Annotated in this window: 21 protein-coding genes; 13 read left to right on the top strand and 8 right to left on the bottom strand. The window is 74.2% G+C overall.

The window, feature by feature from the left end; all coding sequences use genetic code 11:
• The first annotated feature begins 21 nt into the window (after positions 1-21).
• A complete protein-coding gene (locus tag H9X71_RS00770) occupies positions 22-1251 on the top strand; it encodes a multidrug effflux MFS transporter (RefSeq protein WP_191147876.1) in 1230 nt (409 codons plus the stop codon).
• Between the two features lie 108 nt (positions 1252-1359).
• Here H9X71_RS00770 and H9X71_RS00765 read toward each other — a convergent pair whose 3' ends face one another.
• A complete protein-coding gene (locus H9X71_RS00765; RefSeq protein ID WP_191147875.1) occupies positions 1360-2688 on the bottom strand; it encodes an LPXTG cell wall anchor domain-containing protein in 1329 nt (442 codons plus the stop codon).
• 448 nt (positions 2689-3136) lie between these two features.
• Between H9X71_RS00765 and H9X71_RS00760 the strand changes: the two genes are divergently transcribed.
• The gene (locus H9X71_RS00760; RefSeq protein WP_191147874.1) at positions 3137-5125 is read left to right on the top strand and encodes an APC family permease; all 1989 of its coding nucleotides are present in this window, start codon (positions 3137-3139) and stop codon (positions 5123-5125) included.
• A gap of 15 nt (positions 5126-5140) precedes the next feature.
• Here H9X71_RS00760 and H9X71_RS00755 read toward each other — a convergent pair whose 3' ends face one another.
• The gene (locus H9X71_RS00755; RefSeq protein WP_191147873.1) at positions 5141-6109 is read right to left on the bottom strand and encodes a helix-turn-helix transcriptional regulator; all 969 of its coding nucleotides are present in this window, start codon (positions 6107-6109) and stop codon (positions 5141-5143) included.
• A 107-nt stretch (positions 6110-6216) separates the two neighbouring features.
• On the opposite strand from H9X71_RS00755, the gene H9X71_RS00750 reads away from it, so the two are divergent.
• The 9 genes from H9X71_RS00750 (at position 6217) to H9X71_RS00710 (ending at position 16666) form a co-directional block, all read left to right on the top strand.
• A complete protein-coding gene (locus tag H9X71_RS00750) occupies positions 6217-6684 on the top strand; it encodes a VOC family protein (protein WP_191147872.1) in 468 nt (155 codons plus the stop codon).
• Between the two features lie 125 nt (positions 6685-6809).
• Positions 6810-8456 carry an ABC transporter substrate-binding protein gene (locus tag H9X71_RS00745; RefSeq protein ID WP_191147871.1) on the top strand — a complete coding sequence of 549 codons (1647 nt, stop codon included), beginning with the start codon at positions 6810-6812 and terminating at the stop codon, positions 8454-8456.
• Entirely contained in the window at positions 8453-9451 is a 999-nt protein-coding gene (locus tag H9X71_RS00740; RefSeq protein ID WP_191147870.1) for an ABC transporter permease, read from the top strand. Before H9X71_RS00745 ends, H9X71_RS00740 begins: the two co-directional genes overlap by 4 nt.
• Positions 9448-10344: an ABC transporter permease gene (locus tag H9X71_RS00735; protein WP_191147869.1), complete on the top strand. Its 897-nt coding sequence runs from the start codon at positions 9448-9450 to the stop codon at positions 10342-10344. The genes H9X71_RS00740 and H9X71_RS00735 overlap by 4 nt, the downstream gene beginning before the upstream one ends.
• Positions 10344-12077, top strand: a complete 1734-nt coding sequence (locus H9X71_RS00730; protein WP_244961684.1) for a dipeptide ABC transporter ATP-binding protein — start codon at positions 10344-10346, stop codon at positions 12075-12077. Before H9X71_RS00735 ends, H9X71_RS00730 begins: the two co-directional genes overlap by 1 nt.
• Positions 12074-14110 carry a CocE/NonD family hydrolase gene (locus tag H9X71_RS00725; protein ID WP_191147868.1) on the top strand — a complete coding sequence of 679 codons (2037 nt, stop codon included), beginning with the start codon at positions 12074-12076 and terminating at the stop codon, positions 14108-14110. Before H9X71_RS00730 ends, H9X71_RS00725 begins: the two co-directional genes overlap by 4 nt.
• A gap of 26 nt (positions 14111-14136) precedes the next feature.
• Positions 14137-14784 (top strand): TetR/AcrR family transcriptional regulator, encoded by a 648-nt coding sequence (locus H9X71_RS00720; protein ID WP_244961683.1) that lies wholly within the window; start codon positions 14137-14139, stop codon positions 14782-14784.
• Positions 14785-14894: 110 nt separating this feature from the next.
• Complete coding sequence (locus H9X71_RS00715; RefSeq protein ID WP_191147867.1) at positions 14895-15854, top strand: acetylxylan esterase; 960 nt, start codon at positions 14895-14897, stop codon at positions 15852-15854.
• Between the two features lie 140 nt (positions 15855-15994).
• A complete protein-coding gene (locus H9X71_RS00710; protein ID WP_244961682.1) occupies positions 15995-16666 on the top strand; it encodes a coiled-coil domain-containing protein in 672 nt (223 codons plus the stop codon).
• Positions 16667-16687: 21 nt separating this feature from the next.
• Here the strand turns inward: H9X71_RS00710 and H9X71_RS00705 are convergent, their stop codons facing one another.
• Positions 16688-17815 carry an FAD-dependent oxidoreductase gene (locus tag H9X71_RS00705; RefSeq protein ID WP_244961681.1) on the bottom strand — a complete coding sequence of 376 codons (1128 nt, stop codon included), beginning with the start codon at positions 17813-17815 and terminating at the stop codon, positions 16688-16690.
• Between the two features lie 131 nt (positions 17816-17946).
• The gene (locus H9X71_RS00700) at positions 17947-18141 is read right to left on the bottom strand and encodes a hypothetical protein (protein WP_191147866.1); all 195 of its coding nucleotides are present in this window, start codon (positions 18139-18141) and stop codon (positions 17947-17949) included.
• A gap of 98 nt (positions 18142-18239) precedes the next feature.
• On the opposite strand from H9X71_RS00700, the gene H9X71_RS00695 reads away from it, so the two are divergent.
• The gene (locus tag H9X71_RS00695; RefSeq protein ID WP_191147865.1) at positions 18240-18899 is read left to right on the top strand and encodes an HAD-IA family hydrolase; all 660 of its coding nucleotides are present in this window, start codon (positions 18240-18242) and stop codon (positions 18897-18899) included.
• A gap of 30 nt (positions 18900-18929) precedes the next feature.
• On the opposite strand, the gene H9X71_RS00690 is transcribed toward H9X71_RS00695, so the two are convergent.
• Genes H9X71_RS00690 through H9X71_RS00680 form a run of 3 tightly spaced genes read right to left on the bottom strand, consistent with a single transcriptional unit; the run spans position 18930 to position 22106 of the window.
• Positions 18930-19856, bottom strand: a complete 927-nt coding sequence (locus tag H9X71_RS00690; protein WP_191147864.1) for a carbohydrate ABC transporter permease — start codon at positions 19854-19856, stop codon at positions 18930-18932.
• Positions 19853-20716, bottom strand: a complete 864-nt coding sequence (locus tag H9X71_RS00685; protein ID WP_191147863.1) for a carbohydrate ABC transporter permease — start codon at positions 20714-20716, stop codon at positions 19853-19855. The genes H9X71_RS00690 and H9X71_RS00685 overlap by 4 nt, the downstream gene beginning before the upstream one ends.
• Before the next feature lie 40 nt (positions 20717-20756).
• Complete coding sequence (locus tag H9X71_RS00680) at positions 20757-22106, bottom strand: ABC transporter substrate-binding protein (RefSeq protein ID WP_191147862.1); 1350 nt, start codon at positions 22104-22106, stop codon at positions 20757-20759.
• A 278-nt stretch (positions 22107-22384) separates the two neighbouring features.
• Between H9X71_RS00680 and H9X71_RS00675 the strand changes: the two genes are divergently transcribed.
• Positions 22385-22972 carry a GNAT family N-acetyltransferase gene (locus H9X71_RS00675; RefSeq protein WP_191147861.1) on the top strand — a complete coding sequence of 196 codons (588 nt, stop codon included), beginning with the start codon at positions 22385-22387 and terminating at the stop codon, positions 22970-22972.
• A gap of 15 nt (positions 22973-22987) precedes the next feature.
• On the opposite strand, the gene H9X71_RS00670 is transcribed toward H9X71_RS00675, so the two are convergent.
• The gene (locus H9X71_RS00670; RefSeq protein ID WP_191147860.1) at positions 22988-23572 is read right to left on the bottom strand and encodes a YdeI/OmpD-associated family protein; all 585 of its coding nucleotides are present in this window, start codon (positions 23570-23572) and stop codon (positions 22988-22990) included.
• Positions 23573-23576 lie beyond the last annotated feature (4 nt).

Below are 23576 nucleotides of genomic sequence, written 5' to 3'. Positions count from 1 at the left end.
ACCGGTCTACTGTCGGGACGGATGAGCGACGACGCCCCGCACCCGCATCCCGACCCCGACCCGCGGACGTCGTGGACCGCACGCCGCGGCCCGCTCCTCACCGTCGCGCTCATCGTCGGCATCTCGCCCTTCGCGACCGACCTCTACATCCCGGGCCTCCCGGCCATCGCCGCCGACCTCGACGCCTCGACGGCCTCGGTGCAGCTCACGCTGACCGCGTTCCTCGTCGCGTTCGCCGTCGGGCAGCTGGTCATCGGGCCGATCAGCGACGGCGTGGGTCGCCGCCGCATCCTCCTCGCCGGGACCGCGCTCTTCACCGTGGCGAGCGTGGTCTGCGCGATCTCCCCCGACGCGACGACCCTGATCCTCGCCCGCGTCGTGCAGGGCCTGGGCGGTGCGGCCGCCGCGGTCTCGGCCCGTGCGATGGTCGGCGACGCCTCCACCGGCGCCCTCCGCAGCCGCCTCTTCGCGACGCTCGCCGTCGTCAACTCCGTCGGCCCGGTCGTCGCCCCGCTCGTCGGGGGCCTCGTGCTGACCTTCTCGTCCTGGCGCGCCGCGTTCGTCGTGCTGGCCGCGCTCGGACTGGCCCTCACCCTCGCCGCGGCGCGCCTGCTGCCGGAGACGCTCGTCCGCAGCGGCGCCGGCGGCACCTCGCCCCGCGCCGTCCTCGGCCGCATGGCGGAGCTGCTCCGGATCCCCCGCTTCCGCTGGTACCTCGTCACCGGCTGCACCGCGACCATCGGCTTCTTCTCCTACATCGCCACCTCCTCGTTCGTGTTCCAGGAGCAGTACGGCTTCGGCGAGGGCCTCTACACGCTGGTGTTCGCCTCGAACGCGTCCTGCATGATCGCGTCGACGCTCGTCTTCCGCCGCCTCATCGGGCGCTTCGAGGAGGACCGCCTCTTCACGATCGGCCTGGCCACCTGCGCGGTCGGGTCGACCCTCGTGCTCGTCGGCGCGGTCACGGGCTCGGGTCCCGCGCTGGTCTGGCCGGCCCTCGCCCTCGTCACCGCGGGCTGGGGGTGGGTGATCCCCGGATCCATCACCCTCACGCAGGCGCTCGGCCACCGGCACCCCGGCACGGCCTCGGCGCTCGTCGGCGGGCTCCAGTTCGGCCTCGGGGGGCTGGCGACGCCGCTCGCGGGCGCGCTCGGCGGCACCGCGACCGCGATGGGGGCGCTGATGTGCGGCTTCATCGTGGTGGGACTCGCCGCGCAGCTCTGGGCATCGCGGGCCCGCGCGGGCGGATGACCGCGGTCCGCGCGTGCCGGGTCCCGGCGGCGGCAGCGCCCCACGACGCGACGGCCGGATCCCGAGGGGTCCGGCCGTCGTGGCGTGCGGGGAGCGGTGTCGCGCGCGCTACTCCGCGGAGCGCAGGCGGCGACGGGCGACGAGGGCACCCGCGCCGACCAGCGCCAGCACCGCGCCGAGGGTGCCGAGGCCGAGGGCCGCGGTCCCGTCCGCGCCCGTGACGGGGAGCTGGTCGCCGTGGGCCGAGGGCTTCGCGATCGGCTTCGGAGCCGTGCCCGCGGGGACGATCGCCGGCGCGGACGGCACGGGGACCGGCGTGCCGGGCAGCGACGGGACCGCCGGGTCCGCGGGCGAGCCGGCCTCGTCCTCCGTGAGGAAGAAGTCGATGCCCTGCGCCATGCCGGACTCGAGACCGCGGACGACGAAGAAGTACTTGCCCGGCTGGAGCGGGCCGTACAGGGAGAGGTCCTGGCGGTAGGTGCCGTCCTCGTCCGCGCGGACGCGGTCGTCGAGCGAGCGGGTGCTCATGCGCTCGTCGACGGGGATGCCGGGGTCGATGCCGGCGACGCTGTCGATCCTGATGCCGACGAACTGCCCGTCCTCGTCCTGGATGGTCACCTCGACGGACTCGTACCGGAGGAAGCCCGTCGCGGCGGGGCGGATGCCGATCCGCTTGTCCCTGGCCTCGGAGATGCTGAGCGTGGTCCGCTCGAGGGTGAAGCCCATCTCGCCGCGCACGAACGGCCCGACGGGGGCCTCGGCGAAGCGGATGGTGCGCGCGAGCGACTCCGTCACGGGCTCCTCGGTCTCGAGCAGCACCTGCGTGACCTCGACGCGGGCGGTCCTGGCGCCCTCCGTCAGGTCGCCGAAGCCGGCCGAGAACGACCACGCGCCGTCGGCCGCCACGAAGCCGTAGCCCGCGATCGCGAGCTGGCCGTCGGCGTTGGTGTACGAGGCCGAGACGAGGCTGCCCGGGTGCCCGGTGCCGGTGAAGGGCACGTCCTTCGAGATGGTGAGGGGCGATCCGAGGTCGGGCCCGGTCCAGGTGAAGGGCAGGTCGACGGCGGGGGCGTCCGCGGCGGGGGCCGCCGCGGCGGGGGCGGATGCGTCGGCCGCGGCGGAAGGGGCCGGCGTGGCCGCGAGGTCCGGCGCGGCGGTGGGCGCGGGCACGGGGGTGGGGCTGACCTCGACCGGGGCGTCGGCGAGGGGCGCCGATCCCTCGGCGGGGGCGGCGGGCGCGGCGGGCGCGGCGGTCGCGTCCTCGGCGGGAGCTGCCCCCTGGGGGACGGCCTCGGTCTCGGCGGCGGCCGCGGTCTCGGCGTGGGCGGCGGGCGCCATTGCGAGGGGCAGCAGGACGAGCGACGCCGAGAGGCAGGCGCCCACCGCTGCGCGGCGGAAGGACCGGCCGCGAACGGCGGTCGTGGTGGTGCGGGTCATGGCATCTCCAAGGTGTGCAGGACCGCGTGTCCGCACCATGGCTGTGCCGCGGACGCGCGGGAGAGGGGACGCGTCCCAGGGCCTCGGCGACGCGGTGGGGAGGATCAGCTCCCCACCGCAGACTGTATGGATCGGCCCCTCCTCCCCGAGGATGACGTTCGCCTGCCCCGAGTAGCACGTGCGCCGCCGTCGCCCGGAAGCATGCGGATCTCACGCGCCGATCGCCCCTGTACTGGGGTGTCCGTGGACGCCCGCCGGCATGACCGCACCCTGCACGCGCACCCCGCTCCCGACCGGAGGTGGCACGATGAGCCGACGATGCTGCCGGGCCCGACCGTCGCATCCGCGAGACGGGGTCCCGGCGCCGCCTCAGGAGGATCCCCGTGCACTGCCCGGACCACGGTCAGATGACGTCCCCGCTCCGCTCCGCCACCTCGGCGGCCCGGTCGTGAGCGCGCCGAAGCTGCTGCGCGCGCCCGAGCAGCGCCGAGCCCGCGCGGGCATCACCGCGTGGCTCCTCGACGGCCTGCCCGGCGCATCCGGCGCGCACCCCGGCCCGCACGCCGAGACCGTCGGCAGGACGCACTCCTGGTGGCGCGTCATGTGCCTCACGGGCGTCGACTACTTCTCCACGCTGGGCTACCAGCCGGCCATCGCGGCCGTCGCGGCGGGCCTGCTGTCGCCGCTCGCGACGCTCGTCCTCATCCTCCTGACGCTCCTCGGCGCCCTGCCCGTGTACCGGCGGGTGGCGCGCGAGAGCCCGCGCGGCGAGGGATCCATCGCCATGCTCGAGCGCCTCCTCCCCTGGTGGGGCGGGAAGCTCTTCGTGCTCGTGCTGCTCGGGTTCGCGGCGACGGACTTCCTCATCACCATCACGCTGTCGGCTGCGGACGCGACCGCGCACGCCGTCGAGAACCCCTTCGCGCCCGACTGGTTCCAGGGCAACGAGGTGCTGCTCACCCTCGTGCTGCTGGCCGCGCTCGCGTTCGTGTTCCTCCGCGGCTTCAAGGAGGCCATCTCGATCGCGGTCGTGCTCGTGACCGTGTTCCTCGCGCTCAACGCGGTCGTGATCGTCGTCTCCCTCTTCCACGTCGCCGGGAATCTGCAGGTCATCGACGACTGGTGGCTCGCGCTCACGGCGCAGCACGGCAACCCGCTCGTGATGGTGGGCATCGCGCTCATCGTGTTCCCGAAGCTCGCGCTCGGCCTCTCCGGCTTCGAGACGGGCGTGGCCGTGATGCCGCAGGTGCGCGGCGAGGACGACGCCGACGGGGTGCCGCGCATGCGGATCCACGGCACGAAGCGCCTGCTCGCGACGGCGGCGCTCATCATGAGCGCGTTCCTCATCACGTCGAGCTTCGTGACGACCCTGCTGATCCCGCAGGCCGAGTTCCAGGAGGGCGGCAAGGCGAGCGGCCGCGCGCTCGCGTACCTCGCGCACGACTTCCTCGGCGACGGCTTCGGCACCCTCTACGACATCAGCACGATCTGCATCCTCTGGTTCGCGGGCGCCTCCGCGATGGCCGGGCTCCTCAACATCGTGCCGCGCTACCTCCCGCGCTACGGCATGGCGCCGCACTGGGCCGCGGCGGTGCGCCCGCTCGTGCTCGTGTTCACGGCCATCGCCGTGCTCGTGACGATCGTCTTCCAGGCCGACGTCGACCAGCAGGCCGGCGCCTACGCGACGGGCGTGCTCGTGCTCATCACCTCGGCCTCGGTCGCGGTGACGCTGTCGGCGCGGAAGGCCGGGCAGCGCAAGCGCACGGTCGGCTTCGCGGCCATCGCGGCGGTGTTCGCGTACACGACCGTGGTGAACGTGATCGAGCGGCCGGACGGCGTGCGGATCGCGGCGCTGTTCATCCTCGGGATCCTCGTGGTCTCGATCGTCAGCCGCGTCCAGCGCTCGTTCCAGCTGCGCGCGACCTCGCTCACGATGGACGAGCGGGCGCGCGCCTTCGTCGTCGAGGACGCGGAGGACTACGGCGCGGTGAGCATCATCGCCCATGAGCCGGACGAGCCCGACGAGGCGCTGACGGAGGAGGAGCGCATCGCCGAGTACCGCCGCAAGGCGAGCGACGAGCGGCGCGACAGCGGGATCCCGGCCCGGGCCCCCGTGATCTTCCTCGAGGTGACCCCGGGCGACTCCTCCGAGTTCGAGGAGGACCTCGTGGTGCGCGGCAGCGTGCGCTGCGGGTTCCGCGTGCTCCAGGTCACGAGCGGCAACGTCCCCAACACGATCGCCGCCGTGCTCCTCGCCGTGCGCGACCTCACGGGCGTGAAGCCCGGCGTCTACTTCGAGTGGACGGAGGGGTCGCCCGTGGGCAACCTCCTCCGCTTCCTCGTGACGGGCACGGGCGAGGTCGCCCCGGTCACGCGGGAGGTGCTGCGGCGGGCCGAGCCGGTGCGGGCGCGGCGGCCGGACGTGCACGTGAGCTGACGTGCGGCGGTGCCGTCACGCGCGCGGCGGCTCCTGCGCGGAGCGGAGCCGCGCGGCCAGCACCCCGGCCGCCGCGCGCAGCTCCTCCGGCCCGACGACCGTGAACGGGGCGTCGAAGCGGGCCACGGCGGCCAGGACCCCGGTCCACGACCACGAGCCGACGGTGATCCGCGTCGACGTCGCCGACACCTCCTCCATCTCGCCGTCGCCGATCCACGGGGCGACCGCGCGGGCGGGCAGCTCGACGACCAGCTCGCCCGTGCAGGGCCAGCGATCCTCCCCCGCGGATCCCTTCGCCCGGGCCGCGAGGAACGTCCGCGCGTCCGCCGCGGGCAGCTCCCGCGGCGCGAAGCGCGGGCCGGTGGGCGTGCGCGGCAGCATCCGGTCGAGCCGGAAGGTGCGCCAGTCGTCGCGGTCGAGGTCCCACGCCACGAGGTACCACCGCGAGCGCCGGGCGACGATCGCGTGCGGCTCCACGCGCCGGGGCGGCCCCGCCTCCGCGCCGGCGCGGTCGAAGCGGAGGGTCAGCCGGTCGCGGACCGCCGCGCTCACGGCCTCCAGCACCGCCGGATCCACCCGGGGCAGAGCGCCCGCGGCCGGCTCCGCGCCCGTGAAGCGGACGCCGTCGATCCGGTGCCGCAGCCGCGACGGCATGACCTGCCGCACGGTCGCGAGGGCGCGCTCCGCGGCCTCGTCGACGTCGACGCCCATCGCGGGCACGGCCTGGAGCGCGACCGCGATCGCCACGGCCTGCTCGTCGTCGAACAGCAGCGGCGGCAGCTCCGACCCGGCGGCGAGCCGGTAGCCGCCGTCCGGCCCCTTCACCGAGCGGATCTCGTACCCGAGCTCGCGGAGCCGCTCGACGTCGCGGCGGACGGTGCGCGGCGTGACCTCGAGGCGCTCGGCGAGGATCCGTCCCGGCCAGTCGCGACGGGTCTGCAGCAGCGACAGGAGGGACAGCATCCGCGACGAGCTCCCGATCATGGACCCAGTCTCGCGGGAGTGGAGGACCGCGACTGTCCGCCACTGCCGGGAGGGTGCTCCTCAGCGGGCCGGATCCGGAGCCGCACCACCCAGCACGAGGAGACACCGTGAGCATCACGACCACCACCCACCTCAACTTCCGCGGCACCGCGCGCCAGGCGCTCGAGCTCTACCGGAGCGTCCTCGGCGGGGACGTCGTCGTCGCCACGTACGCCGACCTCGGCATGCCGGCCGGGGCGCCGGGCGCGGACAAGGTCGTCTTCGGCCAGCTCGAGACCGCCGACGGCCTCCGGCTCATGGCCTACGACGTGCCCGGCCACGACGACGCCGACGGCAGCGCGGTCGCCGGCACGACGACGCGCGAGCAGGGCGCGACGATCACCGACCGCACCTTCTTCCAGTCGCTGCGGGGCGCGTCCCTCGCCGAGGTCGAGCGCTGCTGGGCGGGGCTCGCCGAGGGCGCGACCGTGATCGAGCCGCTCGCCGCGTCCGCCTGGTCGGCGGGCTTCGGGATGCTCACCGACCGGTTCGGCGTGACCTGGGTCATCGACGTGCAGGCGCCGTCCGCCGGCTGATCCGACGGGCCGCAGGAGGGGCTGCTCGGGCGCGGACGCGGAGGGCCGCGTCCGCCCCCGCATTCGCCACGGGCCGACATCTCGCCTATCGTTCACCTGAACGATAACGAGGAGGGCCCGTCCCGATGCCATCGATCGTCACCACCCGCTCCGCGCTCCCCGCCGCGAGCGCACGCACCGTCCGCATCGCCGACCGCCCCGAGCGTCCCCGGACGCCCAGCCGCCGCGCCGTCGTCACCGGCACCCTCGGCGTCGCCGGGCTCGGCCTGCTCGCCCTCACCGGGTGCAGCACCGGCGCGAACAGCACGACCATCCCCGAGGGCGCCGCCACCGGCGAGGCGGCGCCCGGCGGCCGGCTGCGCGTGGCCCGGCCGGCCGCATCCGCCGCCGAGACCCTCGACCCGGCCAGCTCCCTCTCGGCCTACGAGTACCTCGGCGCGCTGTACAACCGGCTCGTGCGGCTCGACGAGCAGGGCCGGACGATCCCGGACCTCGCCGAGGACTGGTCGGCGAGCGCCGACGCCACGACGTGGACCTTCCGCCTGCGTCGCGACGTGCGGTTCCACGACGGATCCCGCTTCACGGCCGACGACGCCATCGCCTCGATCGAGCACATCATCGACCCGGCCACCGCCTCCCCGCAGGGCGGCGTGCTCGGCGACATGATCGCCTCCGGCAGCATGCGCGCGCCGGATCCGCACACGCTGCGCTTCGAGCTGAAGACCCCCAACGCGGAGTTCCCGTCGCTGCTCACGGCGTACCAGTGCTACATCGTGCCCGCCGCCGCGGTCGCCACGATCGGCCGCACGGGCATCGGCACCGGCCCCTTCCGCCTGTCGTCCTTCGCGCCGGCGGGATCCGGCAGCGTCGAGGCCTTCGACGACCACTTCGCCGGCCGGCCCGTGCTCGACGGCATCGACTTCTCCTCCATCCAGGACACGACGGCCCGCGTCAACGCCCTGCTCGCCGGGCAGATCGACCTCATCTCGCAGACGAACCTCGACTTCGCGACGGCCCGCGTCGTCTCCGCGTCGAGCCGCGCCACGGTCGCGCGCGTGGTCGACGCGCAGTGGTACACGATCCCGATGCTCGCCACGAGCGCCGAGTTCCAGGACCCGCTCGTGCGCCAGGCGATGAAGCTCGCGTACGACCCCGAGCAGATCGTCGCGACCGCGCTCCAGGGCACCGGCACCCCCGCCCGCGACAACCCCGTGCCGCCCGCCCTCGCCGCGTTCGTCGACGTGGAGCGGCGGTACGACCCCGACGAGGCCAAGGCGCTGCTCGCGCGGGCCGGCATGGCGGGGCTGCGGACCGAGATCCACACCTCGAGCTACGAGTCGGTGTTCACGCCCATGGCCGTCGCCTACCGCGACCAGGTGAAGGCGGCGGGCATCGACCTCACGGTGCGGAACTCCTCCGCCGACTCCTACTACACGGAGATCTGGATGCAGAAGCCGCTGATGGTGAGCTACTGGTTCACCGGCCGGCCCGTCGACCAGCTCCTCAACCAGGTGTTCCGCACGGGCTCCTCCTACAACGAGAGCGCGTGGTCGAACCCGGCCTTCGACGCCCTCCTCGACGACGCCCGCGCGGAGATGGACGACGACCGGCGGCTGATGCTCTACCAGGACGCCCAGCGGCTCGTCGTGGAGGACAGCGCGGACATGACCCCCATGTTCGGCGACCGGCTCGTGGGCATCTCCCGCGACGTCGTCAACTACCGCGAGCACGGCTTCGAGTTCGACCACCTCCGGATCGGGTTCCGACGATGACCGTCATCGCGCAGGTCCTGCGCCGCCTCGGCACCGCGCTCCTCACGGTGGTGCTCGCCTCCCTCTTCGTGTTCCTCGCGGTGCAGCTGCTGCCCGGCGACGTGGCGCAGCAGCTCCTCGGCCAGGACGCCACGCCGGAGGCCGTCGCGACCCTGCGCGAGTCGCTCGGCCTCGACCGGAACGTGTGGCTCCGCTACGGCGACTGGCTGCTGGGCGCCGCGCGCGGCGACTTCGGCACGTCGCTGGTGAGCGGGGACCCGGTCGGGCCGCGGCTCCTCGGCGCCTTCCGCAACAGCATGCTCATCGCGGTCCCGGCGATGCTCGTGGGCGTCACGGTGTCGCTCGCGCTCGGCGTGGTCGCGGGCGTCCGCCGCGGTCGCCGGAGCGACTCGGTGATCAGCGTCGTCAGCCTCGTGGTGATGAGCGTGCCCGAGTTCATGGTCGCGACCGTGCTGGTGCTCGCCTTCGCCATCGCCCTGCCGGTGTTCCCGGCCGTGGTGCTCCGCGGGAGCGACGCGACGATCGCGGAGCTGCTGCCCTCGGTGTGGCTGCCGGTGATCGTGCTGACCCTGGCCATGGCCGCGTACATCGTGCGCACCATGCGCTCGGCGACCATCGACGTGATGGCGTCGGAGTACATCACCACCGCCGAGCTCAAGGGCCTCACGACCCGCCAGGTGGTGTGGCGGCACGCGGTGCCGAGCGCGCTGCTGCCGACGCTCAACGTGGTCGCGCTGAACGTCGCGTGGCTGCTGGGCGGGGTCGTCGTGGTCGAGAACGTCTTCAACTACCCGGGCATGGGCAAGCTCATGCTCGAGTCCGTCTCCACGCGCGACCTGCCGACCATCCAGGCGATCGCGCTGCTGAGCGCCGGCGTGTACGTGGTCTGCAACCTCGCCGCCGACCTCATCGCCCTCGCACTGGATCCCCGGCTCCGCACCCGGCAGCGCCCCCGCCGCCTGCCGCGCGGCGCCCGACGGAAGGCCCGCGCATGACCGCCCCCGCTCCCGCCCGGCCCGCCGGCCGCACCGGCCCCGCCGACCGCCTCCGCGCGTGGACCGCGCCGCTCCGGGGATCCACGGCGCTCGCGATCGGCCTCGCCCTCATCGCGCTGCACGTGGTGCTCGCGGTGCTGGCGCCGTGGATCGCCGGGCACGACCCCGTGGCCACCGACTCCGCCGACGTGCTCTCCGGCACCACCTGGGCGCACTGGCTCGGCACCGACCAGTACGGGCGCGACATCCTCTCCCGCACGCTCAACGGCGGCCGGTACGCGCTCGTCGTCACGTTCCTGGCGACCACCATCGCGGTCGCGATCGGCACGGTCGTCGGCTGCGTCACCGCCTACGCCGACGACTGGGCCGACGAGGTCGTGATGCGCGTCGTCGACGCGCTGCTCAGCATCCCGTCGATCCTCGCGCTGCTCGTGGTCGTGACCGTGTTCGGATCCGGCCTCTGGGTGATCGTGCTCGCGGCGGCCGTGGTCTACGCGCCCGCCGTGACCCGGGTGGTGCGCGGCGCCGCGCGGACCGTGATCACGCAGGACTACGTCACCGCCGCCCGCGCCCGGGGCGAGCGACCGCTGAGCATCGTGTTCCGCGAGATCCTGCCGAACGTGCTCGACGTCGTGCTCGTGGAGTACGCGATGCGCGCGTCGTGGATCGTGCTGCTCATCTCCTCGCTCTCGTTCCTCGGCTTCGGCGCGAACCCGCCGACGCCCGACTGGGGGCTCATGGTGCAGGAGAACCGCACCGCGCTCACGGTCGTGCCGATGGGCACGCTCGCGCCGATCGTCGCGCTCGCGACCCTCGTGATCGGCCTCAACCTCAGCGCCGACGGGCTCAGCAAGTCGCTCGGCGTCGACCGCGCGCAGAAGGGGATGGCCTGATGCCCGCGAGCTTCCGCGACGCGCTGACCGGGGAGGTGCGGCTCGGCACCGTCGTGCGCGTCGCCGACCTGGCGATCTCCTACGCGGCGGGGCGCACCGACGTGCCCGTGGTCCGCGGGGTCAGCTTCGAGATCCGCGCCGGACGCGCCCTCGGGCTCGTCGGGGAGTCGGGCAGCGGCAAGTCCACGGTCGCCCGGACGCTCCTCGCGCACCTGCGCCGGGGATCCCGCGTGGTCGGCGGCTCGGTCGAGGTCGGCGGCGACGACGTCTTCGCGCTGTCCCCGCAGGCGAGGCGCGAGCTCCGCGGCGGGACGGCCGCGGTCGTCGCGCAGAACGCCGGCCAGGCGCTCACCCCCTCCATGCGCGTGGGCCGCCAGCTCCGCGAGGCGCTCGAGAGCCACGGCCTGCCGAGCGACGACGAGCGCGTGGAGGAGCTGATCCGCCTCGTGCGCCTGCCCGACCCGGCGGCCATCGTGCGGCGGTACCCGCACCAGCTGTCCGGCGGGCAGCAGCAGCGCATCGCGATCGCCATGGCCGTCGCCGCGCGTCCCCGCCTGCTCGTGCTCGACGAGCCCACGACGGCGCTCGACGTCGTCACGCAGGCGGCGGTGCTGACCCTGATCCGCGACCTCGCGATCGAGCTCGGCATGGCGGTGCTCCTCGTCAGCCACGACCTCGGCGTCGTCTCGACGATGGTCGACGAGATCGCCGTGATGCGCGACGGCGTCATCGTGGAGCAGAGGCCGACGGCCGAGCTGTTCGCGTCGCCGCGGCACCCGTACACGCGGGAGCTGCTGGCGGCGATCCCGGGAGGCCCGCGCGGCGGATCCGCGGACGCCGCGACGGCCGCGTCCGCGCCCCCGGTCGTCGTCGCCGACGGCCTCGTCATCCGCTACGGCCGCGGCCTGCCGCCCGCCGTCGCGGACGTGTCCTTCACGATCGGGCCGCGCGAGACGCTCGCCGTCGTGGGCGAGTCCGGCAGCGGCAAGTCCACGCTCGCGGCGGCCCTCGCCGGGCTCGTGCCCACGGAGTCCGGCGCCTTCCGGTTCCAGGGCGACGGCGTCGCCGGCGACCTGACCTCCGCGGTCGCGCACCGGCCGCTCGACCTGCGCCGCGCGGTGCAGCTCGTGTTCCAGAACGCGGACACCTCGCTCAACCCGCGGCGCACGGTCGGCGCCGCCGTCGCGCGGCCGCTGAAGCTCTTCACGGGACGCGCGACGCCGGCACGCGTCGGCGAGATCCTCACCGAGGTCGGCCTGTCGCCCGACTTCGCGGTGCGGCTGCCGAGCCAGCTCTCGGGCGGGCAGCGGCAGCGCGTCGGGATCGCGCGGGCGCTGGCGGCCGGGCCGCAGCTCGTGATCGCCGACGAGATCACGACGGCGCTCGACGTGCGCGTGCAGGCGGAGATCCTCGAGCTCCTCGCCGGCCTGCGCCGCGACAAGGGCCTCAGCTGCCTCTTCATCAGCCATGACCTCGCCGTCGTGCGGGGGGTCGCGGACCGCGTGGCCGTGATGACGGGCGGGCGCATCGTGGAGATCGGCCCGACCGAGCGCATCTTCGCGGGGCCGAACCACCCGTACACGCGGCAGCTGCTCGACGCGACGCTGGAGCCCGGCGCCACCGAGCTGCCGGTCGTCGAGGACGCGCGCGCCACCTGGCGCGACGCCGCGGGTGGAGGGTGGAGGGAGCTCGGCGACGGGCACCGGATCCGGGACTGGGAGGACGCACGATGACCGACGCCGCACGAGGGACGACCGAGGCCGCCGTGACGACCCGCGACGTGTGGATCCCGATGCCCGACGGCGCCCGCCTGCACGCCCGCATCTGGGCGCCCGCGACCGACGCGCCCGTCCCCGCGCTCCTCGAGTACCTCCCCTACCGGCTCGACGACTGGACCGCCCCGCGCGACAGCGAGCGCCACCCCTGGTACGCGGCGCACGGCTACGCCTCCATCCGCGTCGACATCCGCGGCACGGGATCCTCCGACGGCCTGTTCGTCGACGAGTACTCCGCGCAGGAGCTCGACGACGGCGTCGCGGTCATCGAGTGGATCGCCGCGCAGGACTGGTGCACCGGAGCGGTCGGCGTCTTCGGCATCTCGTGGGGCGGCTTCAACGGCCTGCAGCTCGCAGCCCGCGCGCCGTCGGCCCTCAAGGCCGTCGTCACGGTCTGCTCCACCGACGACCGCTACGACGACGACGTGCACTACATGGGCGGTGCCGTGCTCGGCATCGACATGGCCGCGTGGGGCGCGACGATGTTCGCCTTCAACTCCCGCCCGCCGCGGCCGGAGGTCGTGGGCGACGGCTGGGTGGAGCGCTGGCGCGAGCGGCTCGAGGCCAACCGGCCGATGACGCCCACCTGGCTCGCCCACCAGGAGCGCGACGACTACTGGCGGCACGGCAGCGTGTGCGAGGACTACGCGAGCATCAGCGCGGCCGTGCTCGCGGTCGGCGGGTGGGCGGATCCGTACCGCGACGCCGTGCTGCGGCTGGTGGAGAACGTGTCCGCGCCCGTGAAGGGGATCATCGGCCCGTGGTCGCACCAGTACCCGGACCGCGGGCTCGCACCCGGACCGTCGATCGGCTTCCTGCAGGAGACCCTGCGCTGGTGGGACCGCTGGCTGAAGGGCGTCGACACCGGCGTGGAGGCGGATCCCGCGCTCCGCGCCTTCCTCAGCGACTCCGAGCCGCCCGCCACGAGCTACCCCGAGCGCACCGGCCGCTGGGTCGCCGCCGCGTCGTGGCCGCCGCCGGCGTCCGTCGCGGCCTCGCCCGTCCTGCCGCTGACCGTGTTCCACGGGCCCGTCCCCGCGGGCGACGCCGTCGTGGTGCGCTCCCCGCAGCGCACCGGGCTCGACGCCGGCCGGTTCTTCCCCTTCGGCAACGCCACCGACCTGCCTCCGGACCAGCGCGCGGAGGACGGCCTCTCCGTCTGCTTCGACTTGCTGCTCGACGAGCGGCTGGACGTGCTCGGCAACGTGCTCGTCGACCTCGCGATCACGAGCGACCTGCCCGACGCGAACGTCGTCGTGCGCCTCTGCGACGTCGCCCCCGACGGCGCCTCCACCCTCGTGACCCGCGGCGCTCTCAACCTGAACAAGCGGATCGACCGCGCCCGCATCGACCCGATGGTCCCGGGCGAGGAGGCCGTCGTGCGCGTGCCGCTCGTCTCCACGGGCCACGCATTCCCGGCCGGGCACCGCCTGCGGATCGCCGTGTCGTCGGCGTACTGGCCGTGGATCTGGCCGCATGCCCGCGAGGCGACGCTCGAGGTCGCGCCCGCCCGCAGCCTCGTGACCCTGCCCGTCTGGACGCGCACGGAGGACGACGGCGTGCGCTTCGAGGAGGCCGTGCAGTCCACGCCGCTCGCGATCCAGCGGATCCCCGACGACTCCGGCCTGCCCGAGCGGAGCGTCACGCACGACGTCGCGACGGGCGAGTGGACGCTCGACGTCGACCCCGGCTACGGCGGATCCCGCGTCTACCCCGACGGCCTCGTCTTCACGGAGTCGAGCCGCGAGACGTACCGGATCACCGACGGCGACCCGCTGTCGGCCGTCGCGGAGTCGCGCTGGGCCATCAGCCTGGAGCAGCCCGGCTGGCGCGCGCGGCTAGAGACGACCTCGCGCGTCACGGCGGATGCGGACGCCTACCGCGTCGTCAACACGCTCCGGGCCTGGGCGCGCGACGGCGGGCCGGACGCGCCCGAGGTGCTGATCGCCGACCGCGTCTTCGACGACCTCGTGCCGCGGACCTCCGCGTGACGGGCGACGCGACGGGCGACCCACACGTGCACGCGCCCGCGCCCGTCTCCGCGGCCCGCCGCGGCGGCAAGCGAGAGAAGCCCGAGGTGCGGCGGGCGATGATCGTCGAGGCTGCCCGTGCGGTGATCCTCCGCCAGGGCCTCACCGCCACCGGCCTGCGCGACATCGCGGCCGAGGGCCACGTGTCGGTCGGCACCGTCACGTACCACTTCGGCAGCGTCGCGGAGATCCTCGACGAGGTGGTCGTGCTCGAGACCGACCGGTTCTACGCGTCGATCGTCCAGGAGGTCGACGCGGATCCGGATCCCGTGCACGGCATCCGCCTGCTGGTGGAGCCGCTCTTCACGGGCGGCGACGAGGCCGAGGCGCACTGGCGGCTCTGGTCGGACTACTGGACCGCGGTGGCCCGCCAGCCCGGCCTCTCCGCCGACCGCCTGGAGCGCATCCGCGTCTGGGAGGCGTGCCTCGTCCGCACGATCCGCCGGGGCGTCGCGGGCGGCGCGTTCCGGGCGGTGGACGCGTCCGAGGTGGCGCTCAAGCTCGCGGCCTACAGCGACGGGATCGCGACGCAGCTCTCCCAGAAGGTGCCGGGCCTCGACAACGCGCGGGCGCTCGCGTGGATCTGGACCTTCCTCGACGCCGAGCTCGCCGTCGGGGAGCCGCTCTTCCGCTGACGCGCGCGCGACGGGGCGCCGACCCGGGCCATGATGATCGAGGCGACGCGGCCCATCGGCACGCGGGACGCCGACCCGCCACCGCCCACCGCCGAACGCCCGGAGGACCCATGCTCATCGAACCCGTCGACGCCGCCCGCGCCCACGTCAGCAGCCACGTCGACCCGGAGGACTTCGACGCCTTCTGGGCCGACACCCTCGAGGAGGCCGGGCAGCACGACCTCGACGTGCGCCTCGCTCCGGTCGAGACGGACCTCGCGCTCGTCGACGTGCAGGACGTGACCTTCGCGGGATCCGGCGGCACCGACGTGCGCGCCTGGCTCCGCACCCCAGCCGGCGCCACCGGCCCCCTGCCCACCGTGGTCTCGTACGTCGGCTACGGCGGCGGGCGGGGACGCGCCGAGGAGACGCTGATCTACGCGGCCGCCGGCTTCGCCCACCTGCAGATGGACACCCGCGGCCAGGGCTCCTACTGGAGCGCCGGCGCCACGGCCGACCACGGCGAGGCGGGCCCCGCGATCCCCGGCTTCATGACCCGCGGGATCGCCTCCCGCGACACCTACTACTACCGCCGCCTCTTCACCGACGCGGTGCGCGCGGTCGACGTGGCCCGGTCGCTCGACGTCGTGGATCCGTCGCGCATCGCGGTGCAGGGCGGCAGCCAGGGCGGCGGCATGGCCCTCGCGGTCGCGGGCCTCCGCGACGACCTCGCCGCGGTCTCGGCCTACGTGCCGTTCCTCTGCGACATCGAGCGGGCCACCCACATCACCGACGCGTACCCGTACCACGAGGTCGTCGACTACCTGAAGACGCACCGGGGCCGCGGCGAGGACGTGCACGCGGTGCTGCGCTACTTCGACGGCGTCGCGTTCTCGCGCCGCGCCACCGCGCCCGCCCGCTTCTCGGTCGGGCTCATGGACGCGACCTGCCCGCCCTCCACCGTCTACGGGGCCTTCAACGCGTACGCGGGCGAGAAGGAGATCGTCGAGTGGGAGTACAACGGCCACGACGGCGGCGGCATCGACGACGAGCTCGGGACGCTCGCGTTCCTCCGGCGGCGGATGGGCTGAGGCCGGGCTCGCCGCGTCCCGGCGGCTCCGGACGGGTCGCGGCGGCACCCCGGATCGGGCGCGCGACCCGCCCGACGGACGGTGGTTCCGCGTACCCTGGGAGCACCTCGCCGATCGCGCGAGCGGAGCGGGAGGACGTCATGCCCCGGCCCCGCATCCGCCCCGCGAAGCCCTCCAAGCCGGGCGCCCCGCCGCCCTCCGTGGCCGCCCGCGTCGCCGCGGATCCGGCCCAGAAGGAGGTGCTGATCGAGGAGGCGCTGCTGCTCGTGGGCGTCGCGCTCCGGCTGCAGATGGAGAACCTCATCATCCTGCGCACCCTCCGGGAGCGCCGCCCGTACGACGAGGAGTCGCTCATCGAGGCGCTCCGCGGCGAGCTGGCCGAGCTCATCGGCGAGAAGCGCGGCGAGGCCGAACGCCTCCGGATGACCCGCGACCGCGCCGCCCTCCGCGACGGGAAGGGGCGGCGTCCCGACGACTACCGCGAGGGCGACGTGCCCGGCCTCCGGCTGCGCGCCGAGATCGCCGAGGAGATCGTGGAGCGGCTGGGCGCGCTCTCGCGGGATCCGCAGGCGCTCCGCGAGGTGCTCGTCATCGCGCGCGACTCGGCGCTCGAGCAGATCGTGCGCGCGCGGCTCGCCCCGCAGCTGCTGCCCGGCGCCGTCCCCGAGGAGGGCCGGGCCGACCGGGTCGACGAGCTCCGCGACGAGCTGGCGCGGCTGGCCGCGGAGCGCGAGCGGACCGCGGAGCGCGCGGAGGCCCGTGGTCCGGGACGCGTGCGCCCCGCCGGGCGGGGTCGGCCCCAGAAGGTCTGACCGGGGATCGCGCCCCGCGCCTCAGGGGGCGAGCGCGAACCGCGGCTCCACGCGCTCGCCCGTCGCCGCATCCGCCGCGAGGCTGCCGATGAGCGGCGCGAACTTGGCGCCGTGGCCCGAGCAGGGCGAGACGAGCGTGATCCCCTCGACCCGGTCGATCACGAAGTCCTCCGTGGGCGTGCTCGTGAACAGGCACGTGGACTCCGCGTACGGCACCGGGTCGACGCCCGGCAGGTTCCGGCGCACCCAGTCGACGACGCGGGCGCGGTTGGCGGGATCCACGACGCCGTCCTGGTGCGCGGCCGACGGGATCACCCGCCCGCCGTCGAACTCGGCGACCTTGTGGCCGCGGCCCTCCACGTCGCGGCCGCCGGGGAGCGCGTAGACCTGCATGCGCTCGTCGGCGTGGATGGAGGTCGGCACGGGCCGCGCGGGCGGCCCGTCCATGTAGGGGAAGTGGAACACCTGCTCCTGGCGCACGCGCAGCGGCGGGATCCGGTCGAGCGCCGCGCGCGGGAGCGGCAGCGCCCCGAGGAGGTCGGGCAGCCACGCGCCCGCGCCCACCACCACGCTGTCGCCCGCGACGCGGCGCCCGTCGTGGGAGGTGACGACGAAGCCGGCGCCGACCCGCTCCACGGACGCCGCCTCCCAGCCGCTGACCACGACGGCGCCGTGCGCGACGGCGAGGTCGAGCATCGCGCGCACGGAGGACTCCGCGTCGACGACGCCCGCGGCCGGGTGGAACAGCACGTCGGAGTCGAAGGACATCTCGGGCCAGCGGTCCTCCGCCTCGCGCGCGCTCATCAGCTCGTGCTCGATGCCGACGCGCTCGAGCACGCGGGCGAGCTCGGCGGGGCGGCGCACGAGGCCGGAGTCGACGGATCCGGTCGGGGTCACGAGCCGGGCGCCCGCGGTGCGCTCGAGGCGGTCCCAGAGCACGCGGGCGTCGCGCACGAGGCGCACGTAGAAGGGGTCGTCGTAGGCGTAGCGGAGGATGCGGGCGGATCCGTGCGAGCTGCCCAGCATGCTCGCCGGCCGGTCGCGCTCGAGCACCGTGACCTCGTGCCCGCGGCTCGCGAGCTGCCACGCGGTGGCCGCCCCGGCGAGCCCGGCGCCGATGACCACGTGGTGCGCTGCGCGCGCCCTCACCGTGATCCCCGCATCGGTCCAGGGTACGGGCGCACGTCGCCCACGACCGGGACCGGCGGGAGCCGTAAGCGGTGGGCGGACCTCCATCCTCGGGCCGGCGCGGCGCCGCCCGGGGCCGAGCGGGGCGGGACCTAGAGCAGGAACACGCGGATCACCCCGGTGACGACGTACCCGGCCGCGAAGACGCCCGTGATCACGAGCGTGCGGCGCGAGGCGCGCTCCTCGGTGACCATGCGCCTCGCCATGAGGCGCACGAACATCGCCATCGCGCCGACCGCGCACACGAGGTACGCCACCAGCACGGCCTTCTCGAAGCCGTCGCCCACGCGTCCGCCTCCGCTCGCCCCGCGTCGGATCGCGGCATCCCCTCCATCGTGGCCGACGCGGGACCGCCCGGCTGCCACCCGTCCGGGAGGATGGACGCATGCCCTTCCCCGTCACGCTCACCGCCCGCGCGCTCCTGCTCGACATGGACGGGACGCTCGTCGACTCGACCGCGCTCGTGGAGGAGATCTGGACGATGCTCGCGAGGCGCTTCGGACACGATCCCGAGGAGCTGATCCGGCGGATCCACGGCGTCCGCGCCGCCGACAGCATCGCCCGGTTCGCCCCCGCCGGCAGCGACGTGCCCGCGCTCCTCGCCGAGCTCGACCGGCTCGAGCTCGACGGCAGCCCCGCCACCGTCGAGATCCCCGGCGCCCGCGACCTCGTGGCCGCGCTGCCCGCCGGATCCCACGCCCTGGTCACGAGCGCCGGCCTCGCCCTCGCGCGCGCCCGCCTCGCCGGCGCCGGCGTCCGCGTGCCGGACACCCTGGTCACCGCCGAGGACGTGGAGGCCGGCAAGCCGCACCCCGACGGCTACCTGCTCGCGGCGGAGCGCCTGGGCGTGGATCCCGCCGACGCGATCGTCTACGAGGACGCCGAGGCCGGCATCCGCGCGGGACTCGCCGCCGGCATGCGCGTGGTCGTCGTCGGCGACCACGCGAGCGACGCCACCGTCGGCCTCCCCCGCGTCCGCGACCACCGCGGCACGACGGTCGAGGTCCACGACGGGATCCTCACGCTCACGCTCCCCGACGACTGACCCGGCCGCGCGGCCGCGCGGCCGCCCGCGTCAGCCCTTGACCGCTCCCCCGCCGAGCCCCGCCACGAGGTACTTCCGCGCGAAGACCGCGATGAGGACCACCGGGATCACGAGCGCGATGCTGGCCGCGGCGAGCGTCTGGTACGTCGAGATGTCGTCGGCGCCCTTCTGCGCGGCGATGAACACCGGGATCGTGACGGCCTGGTTCTGCGTGAGCGTCAGCGCCACGAGGTACTCCTGGAACGCGACGAGCAGCGTGAACACGCCCGCCGTCACCAGTCCCGGCCCCATGAGCGGCACGATCACGCGGCGGAAGGCGCCGAAGCGGCTGCAGCCGTCGATCATCGCGGCCTCGTCGAGCTCGGTCGGGATGTCGCGGAAGAACCCGACGAGCAGCAGCAGCGTGAACGGCATGTTCACCGCCACGAGGGCGGCGGTGAGCGCGAGCTTGGTGTCGTAGATCCCGAGGGCCTGGCTCATCTCGTAGAACGGCAGCACCACGGCGAAGCGCGGGATGGTGCGCAGCACGACGGCGAGCAGGAGCAGGATCGGCCCCACGACGCCCGCGTACCGGGCGAACGCGTACGCGGCGGGTGCGCCGACGACCAGCGCCACCACCACGGTGAGGCCCGCGACGATGAACGTGTTGACCAGCACCTCGGCGAACCGGGTGCCGCGCCACAGGTCGACGAACGCGTCGAGGCGCGGCTCGAAGATCCACGTCGGCGGGTTCGTGAAGGCGTCCTGGAACGGCTTGATCGCGGTGAGCAGCGCCCAGAGGAACGGGCTGAGCGCGACGATCACGACCACGATCAGCGCGGCGCCGGCCCACAGCGAGCCGATGCGCTCGCGCCGGCGGCGCTCCCTCGCGGTCAGCGTGCGGCCGGATCCCGTGGGGCGGCCCTCCTGCGGGAGGCGGGTGCGTCCGGTGGGCACGAGCGGGGTGGAAGCGGTCATGCGGCCCGCGCCCCCTTCCAGGTCTGTCGGAGGAACGGGATCAGCAGCACGAGCGTGATGACGATGGTGACCACGTTCACCGCGCTCGCCACCCCCAGCCGGTACGACTCCCCGAGGGCCACCTGGTACACGAACACCATGAGCGACTCGGTGCCGACGCTGCCGGCCGCCGGGGTGATGATCCGGATCGAGTCGAACACCTTGAGGCTGTCCATGAGGCTGATCAGCGTCACGAACGAGAACAGCGGCGCGAGCAGCGGCACGATCATGTACCGCTGGCGCTGCCACCAGCCGGCGCCGTCGAGCTGCGCGGCCTCGAGCGGCTCCTCGGGGAGCGTCTGCAGGCCGGCGAGCAGCACGAGGATCACGAACGGCGTCTCGTGCCAGAGCGCGTGCAGGCCGATGAGCACGCGGGCGGGCCCGGTCTCCGTCAGCCAGTCCACGTGGATCCCGAACACGGCGAGGCCCTGGTTCACGACGCCGCCGAAGATGTCGTTGAAGAGCCAGGAGAAGTTGAGCGCGCCGATCACGGTGGGCACCACGTAGCTCGCCATGAGGAGCCCGAGGATCACCATGCGGCCGCGCTCGATGCGGTTGAGCAGCAGCGCGATGCCGTAGCCGACGATGAGCTTCGCGGTCGTCATGACGATCGCGTAGGTGATCGTGAACGCGGCGTCGCGCCCGAAGCGGCGGTCGGTGAAGATCTCGACGTAGTTCGCGATGCCGTTGAAGACGCCCGGCTGGCCGACCGGCACGTTCTGGAAGCTCCAGACGAGCGTGGTGATCAGCGGCACGATCAACAGCCCCGCCATCAGGATGATGGCGGGGGCCGTGAACGCGGCGAAGGTCTTGAGCCTCATGCCCGGGGGCGGAGGCGGGACGGGGTGCCGGGTGCGCGCATCAGGGCGCGAAGCCCGCCGTGGCGATGGCCTGCACGGCCGCCGCCTGGAGCTGTGCGGCGCCGTCGGCCGAGGAGAGCGTGCCGTCGACGACCTGCGCGAGGATCGGGGCCATCGCGGCGAACACGTCGGACATGTACGGCACGAGCGGCAGGCCGTTCGGCTTCTCGCTCTCGAGCACGTCGCGCGCGGCCTCCTCGAACGGGAGGTCGGCGGCCTGCGCCTGCGTGGTGCGGGCCGGGATCGTGGCCTTGGCGGCCTCGGTCGCGGCGTCGGCGCCTGTCGCGACGCCGAGCAGGTCGAAGAGGAGGTCCTTGTCGACCTTCGAGTTCGCGGCGATGGAGAGGCCGTCGACCGAGAGGCTCGTGGCGGGCGTGCCGCCCTCCTGCACCGACGGCGGCACGGCGAACGCGAACTTGTCGAAGTTCTCGGTCTGGCCCTCGTCGAGGAGCGCGGACACGCGGCCGGCGAACAGCATCGACATGGCGGCCTGGCCGGTCTGCAGCTGCGTGATCACCTCGGGCGACGACCACGAGGTCGACTGCGTGCTCATCTGCTGGTACGTGGCGCGGAGGGTGTCGAGCGCGGCGATCGACTCGGGGCTGTCGAGCGTCGGCGTCGCGCTGCCGTCCTCGAACCAGGTCCCGCCGAGCGAGCCGAGGTACTGGTTGTAGGCGCTCGAGTTGTCGCCCGCGGCGTTGAACGGGAGGGCCAGCGGGTTCTCCATGCCGGTCTCCGTGCGGATCCGGTCGGCCGCCGCGTACATCTCCTCGAACGTCGTCGGCACCTCGATGCCGAGGTCGGAGAGGATGTCCTCGCGGTAGATGAAGATGATCGTGCCCCAGAAGGTGGGGATGCCGACCTGCTCGCCGTCGTACTGCAGCGACTCCAGCAGGGTCGGGTCGATGTCGTCGATCCCGAGCTCGTCGCCCTTGTCCGCGATGCGGTCGTCGAGCGGCTCGATCCAGCCGCGCTCCGCGTAGAGCGGGTAGACGGTGCCGTAGACCTCGACGAGGTCGTAGCTCGGGTTGGCGCCCGACATGGACTGCACGGCGCGCTGGTTCTGGCCGCCGAAGTCGGTGGTGGGGGCGTTGACCGTGAGGTTCCCGCCCGTGCAGCCGGTGGCGATCGCGTCGGTGAACGGGTTCGTCGACGGGCTGTTGTACGAGAGCACGTTGACGGTGGTCTTCGCGTCGGGCTGCGGGATGTCGCAGGCGACGCCGGCTCCTCCCACGTCGGCGCCGGCACCGCAGCCGGTGAGGGCGACGGTCGCGGCGGCCACCGCGGCGCCGAGCGCCAGGCGGATCGGGCGGCGTCGCCGGCGGGTGGTCGAGGGGGCTGTGTCGCGCATCGGAGTCCTTCGGGGTGCGGGTCGCGCGAGGCGACGGGACGAGGAGGATGCACGCGGGCGTGCGGTCCGGGTGGTGCCCGGCCCCGGCGGGCTCTCGTGCCGGAGGGACGCCGGCCGCGTTCCCCCGACCCGCGACAAAGGGCCGTTGGTCCACAAACTACGGGTGCCCTCATGGTCTCGGTCGGAATCGCCTCGGGACCGTCAGCAAGACGAAAGAGACGCCCGCGGGATGTCGGGCCGCGCGACCGGGCGCCGCGCCCGGATGGGACGATGACCGCATGGCATGGACGGACGCGGGCGACCCGCAGCGGTACGGGGCGGGCATCCTGCAGGGCGAGCGGATCCGCCTGCGGGCGCTCGAGGACGCCGACCTCCCCGACCTCGTGCGCTGGTGGCGGGATCCGGAGTGGGCGGTTCTGCAGCAGCTCACGGTGCGGCCTCGGCCCGAGGGCGACGTCGTCGAGCAGTTCCGGAAGTGGAGCGCCAACTCCGGCGCCGGCGGGGACGTGGGCTTCAGCGTCGTGGACCGCACCTCCGGCCGTCTCGTCGGCCACGTCACCCTCTTCGGCGCCCTCCTCCTCACGCGCGCGGCGACGCTCACGGTGATGATCGGAGCCGAGCACGTGGGTGCGGGCTACGGCACGGATGCGGTGCGCACCCTCGTCGACTACGGGTTCCGCGAGATGGGGCTGAACCGGATCGAGCTGCACGTCTTCGCGTTCAACGCGCGCGCCCGGGCCGCGTACGCGAAGGTCGGCTTCGTCGAGGAGGGCGTGCTCCGCGAGAGGGTCTTCCACGACGGCGCGTTCCACGACGAGGTCGTGATGTCGGTGCTGGCGCGGGAGTGGTCCGCAGCCGCGCGCTGACCGCCCGCCTGTCCCCTACTGCGGGTGCGGCGACTCCCCGCGCTCGAGCATCGCGACGAGCTTGGCGAGTCGGTTCGCGCGCACGGTCGCGTTCGGCGCGGTCGCGACCCGGTGGATCACGGCGTAGCGGTTGACCTTCGTGAGCGTCGCGAAGGTGGCCGCGGCGGCGGGCGATGCGGCGAGCGCGGCCAGCAGGTCCTCGGGCTCGGCGGCGGAGGCCTGGCCCGCGTAGGCGCGCTCCCAGCGACCGTCGGCCTGCGCGCGCTCCACCTCCATCACGCCGCGCGGCCGCATCCGCCCCTCCGCGGTGAGCGTCGCGACCAGGCCGATGTTGCGCTCCGACCAGAGCGACGCCTTCCGCCTGGGGGTGAAGCGGCGCCGGAAGATGCGCTCGTCGATGCTCGCGGTCTGCCCGTCGATCCACCCGCTGCACAGCGCCTCGTCGAGCGCCTCGGCGTAGGTGAGCGAGGTCGGATCCGTCGTGCCCTTCTTCGCGAGCACCAGCCACACCCCGTCGGACGTCTCCTCGTGCCCGTCGAGCCAGGTGCGCCAGGCGGCCCGGTCGGGGACGGTGAGGAGGTCGTGCACGGCGGCGGGCATGGGT

Origin of the sequence: Clavibacter zhangzhiyongii (genome assembly GCF_014775655.1) — a bacterium.
Taxonomy (GTDB): Bacteria; Actinomycetota; Actinomycetes; order Actinomycetales; family Microbacteriaceae; genus Clavibacter; species Clavibacter zhangzhiyongii.
Note: the sequence above shows the minus strand (reverse complement) of the source record. Positions and strands in the feature narration are given on the sequence as shown.

Bases quoted from the DNA above. Each gene is read 5' to 3' on its own strand.
- H9X71_RS00770 (WP_191147876.1), top strand. From the start codon at position 22: ATGAGCGACGACGCCCCGCACCCGCATCCCGACCCCGACCCGCGGACG.
- H9X71_RS00765 (WP_191147875.1), bottom strand. From the start codon at position 2,688: ATGACCCGCACCACCACGACCGCCGTTCGCGGCCGGTCCTTCCGCCGC.
- H9X71_RS00755 (WP_191147873.1), bottom strand. From the start codon at position 6,109: ATGATCGGGAGCTCGTCGCGGATGCTGTCCCTCCTGTCGCTGCTGCAG.
- H9X71_RS00745 (WP_191147871.1), top strand. From the start codon at position 6,810: ATGCCATCGATCGTCACCACCCGCTCCGCGCTCCCCGCCGCGAGCGCA.
- H9X71_RS00740 (WP_191147870.1), top strand. From the start codon at position 8,453: ATGACCGTCATCGCGCAGGTCCTGCGCCGCCTCGGCACCGCGCTCCTC.
- H9X71_RS00735 (WP_191147869.1), top strand. From the start codon at position 9,448: ATGACCGCCCCCGCTCCCGCCCGGCCCGCCGGCCGCACCGGCCCCGCC.
- H9X71_RS00730 (WP_244961684.1), top strand. From the start codon at position 10,344: ATGCCCGCGAGCTTCCGCGACGCGCTGACCGGGGAGGTGCGGCTCGGC.
- H9X71_RS00725 (WP_191147868.1), top strand. From the start codon at position 12,074: ATGACCGACGCCGCACGAGGGACGACCGAGGCCGCCGTGACGACCCGC.
- H9X71_RS00715 (WP_191147867.1), top strand. From the start codon at position 14,895: ATGCTCATCGAACCCGTCGACGCCGCCCGCGCCCACGTCAGCAGCCAC.
- H9X71_RS00710 (WP_244961682.1), top strand. From the start codon at position 15,995: ATGCCCCGGCCCCGCATCCGCCCCGCGAAGCCCTCCAAGCCGGGCGCC.
- H9X71_RS00695 (WP_191147865.1), top strand. From the start codon at position 18,240: ATGCCCTTCCCCGTCACGCTCACCGCCCGCGCGCTCCTGCTCGACATG.
- H9X71_RS00690 (WP_191147864.1), bottom strand. From the start codon at position 19,856: ATGACCGCTTCCACCCCGCTCGTGCCCACCGGACGCACCCGCCTCCCG.
- H9X71_RS00685 (WP_191147863.1), bottom strand. From the start codon at position 20,716: ATGAGGCTCAAGACCTTCGCCGCGTTCACGGCCCCCGCCATCATCCTG.
- H9X71_RS00680 (WP_191147862.1), bottom strand. From the start codon at position 22,106: ATGCGCGACACAGCCCCCTCGACCACCCGCCGGCGACGCCGCCCGATC.
- H9X71_RS00675 (WP_191147861.1), top strand. From the start codon at position 22,385: ATGGCATGGACGGACGCGGGCGACCCGCAGCGGTACGGGGCGGGCATC.
- H9X71_RS00670 (WP_191147860.1), bottom strand. From the start codon at position 23,572: ATGCCCGCCGCCGTGCACGACCTCCTCACCGTCCCCGACCGGGCCGCC.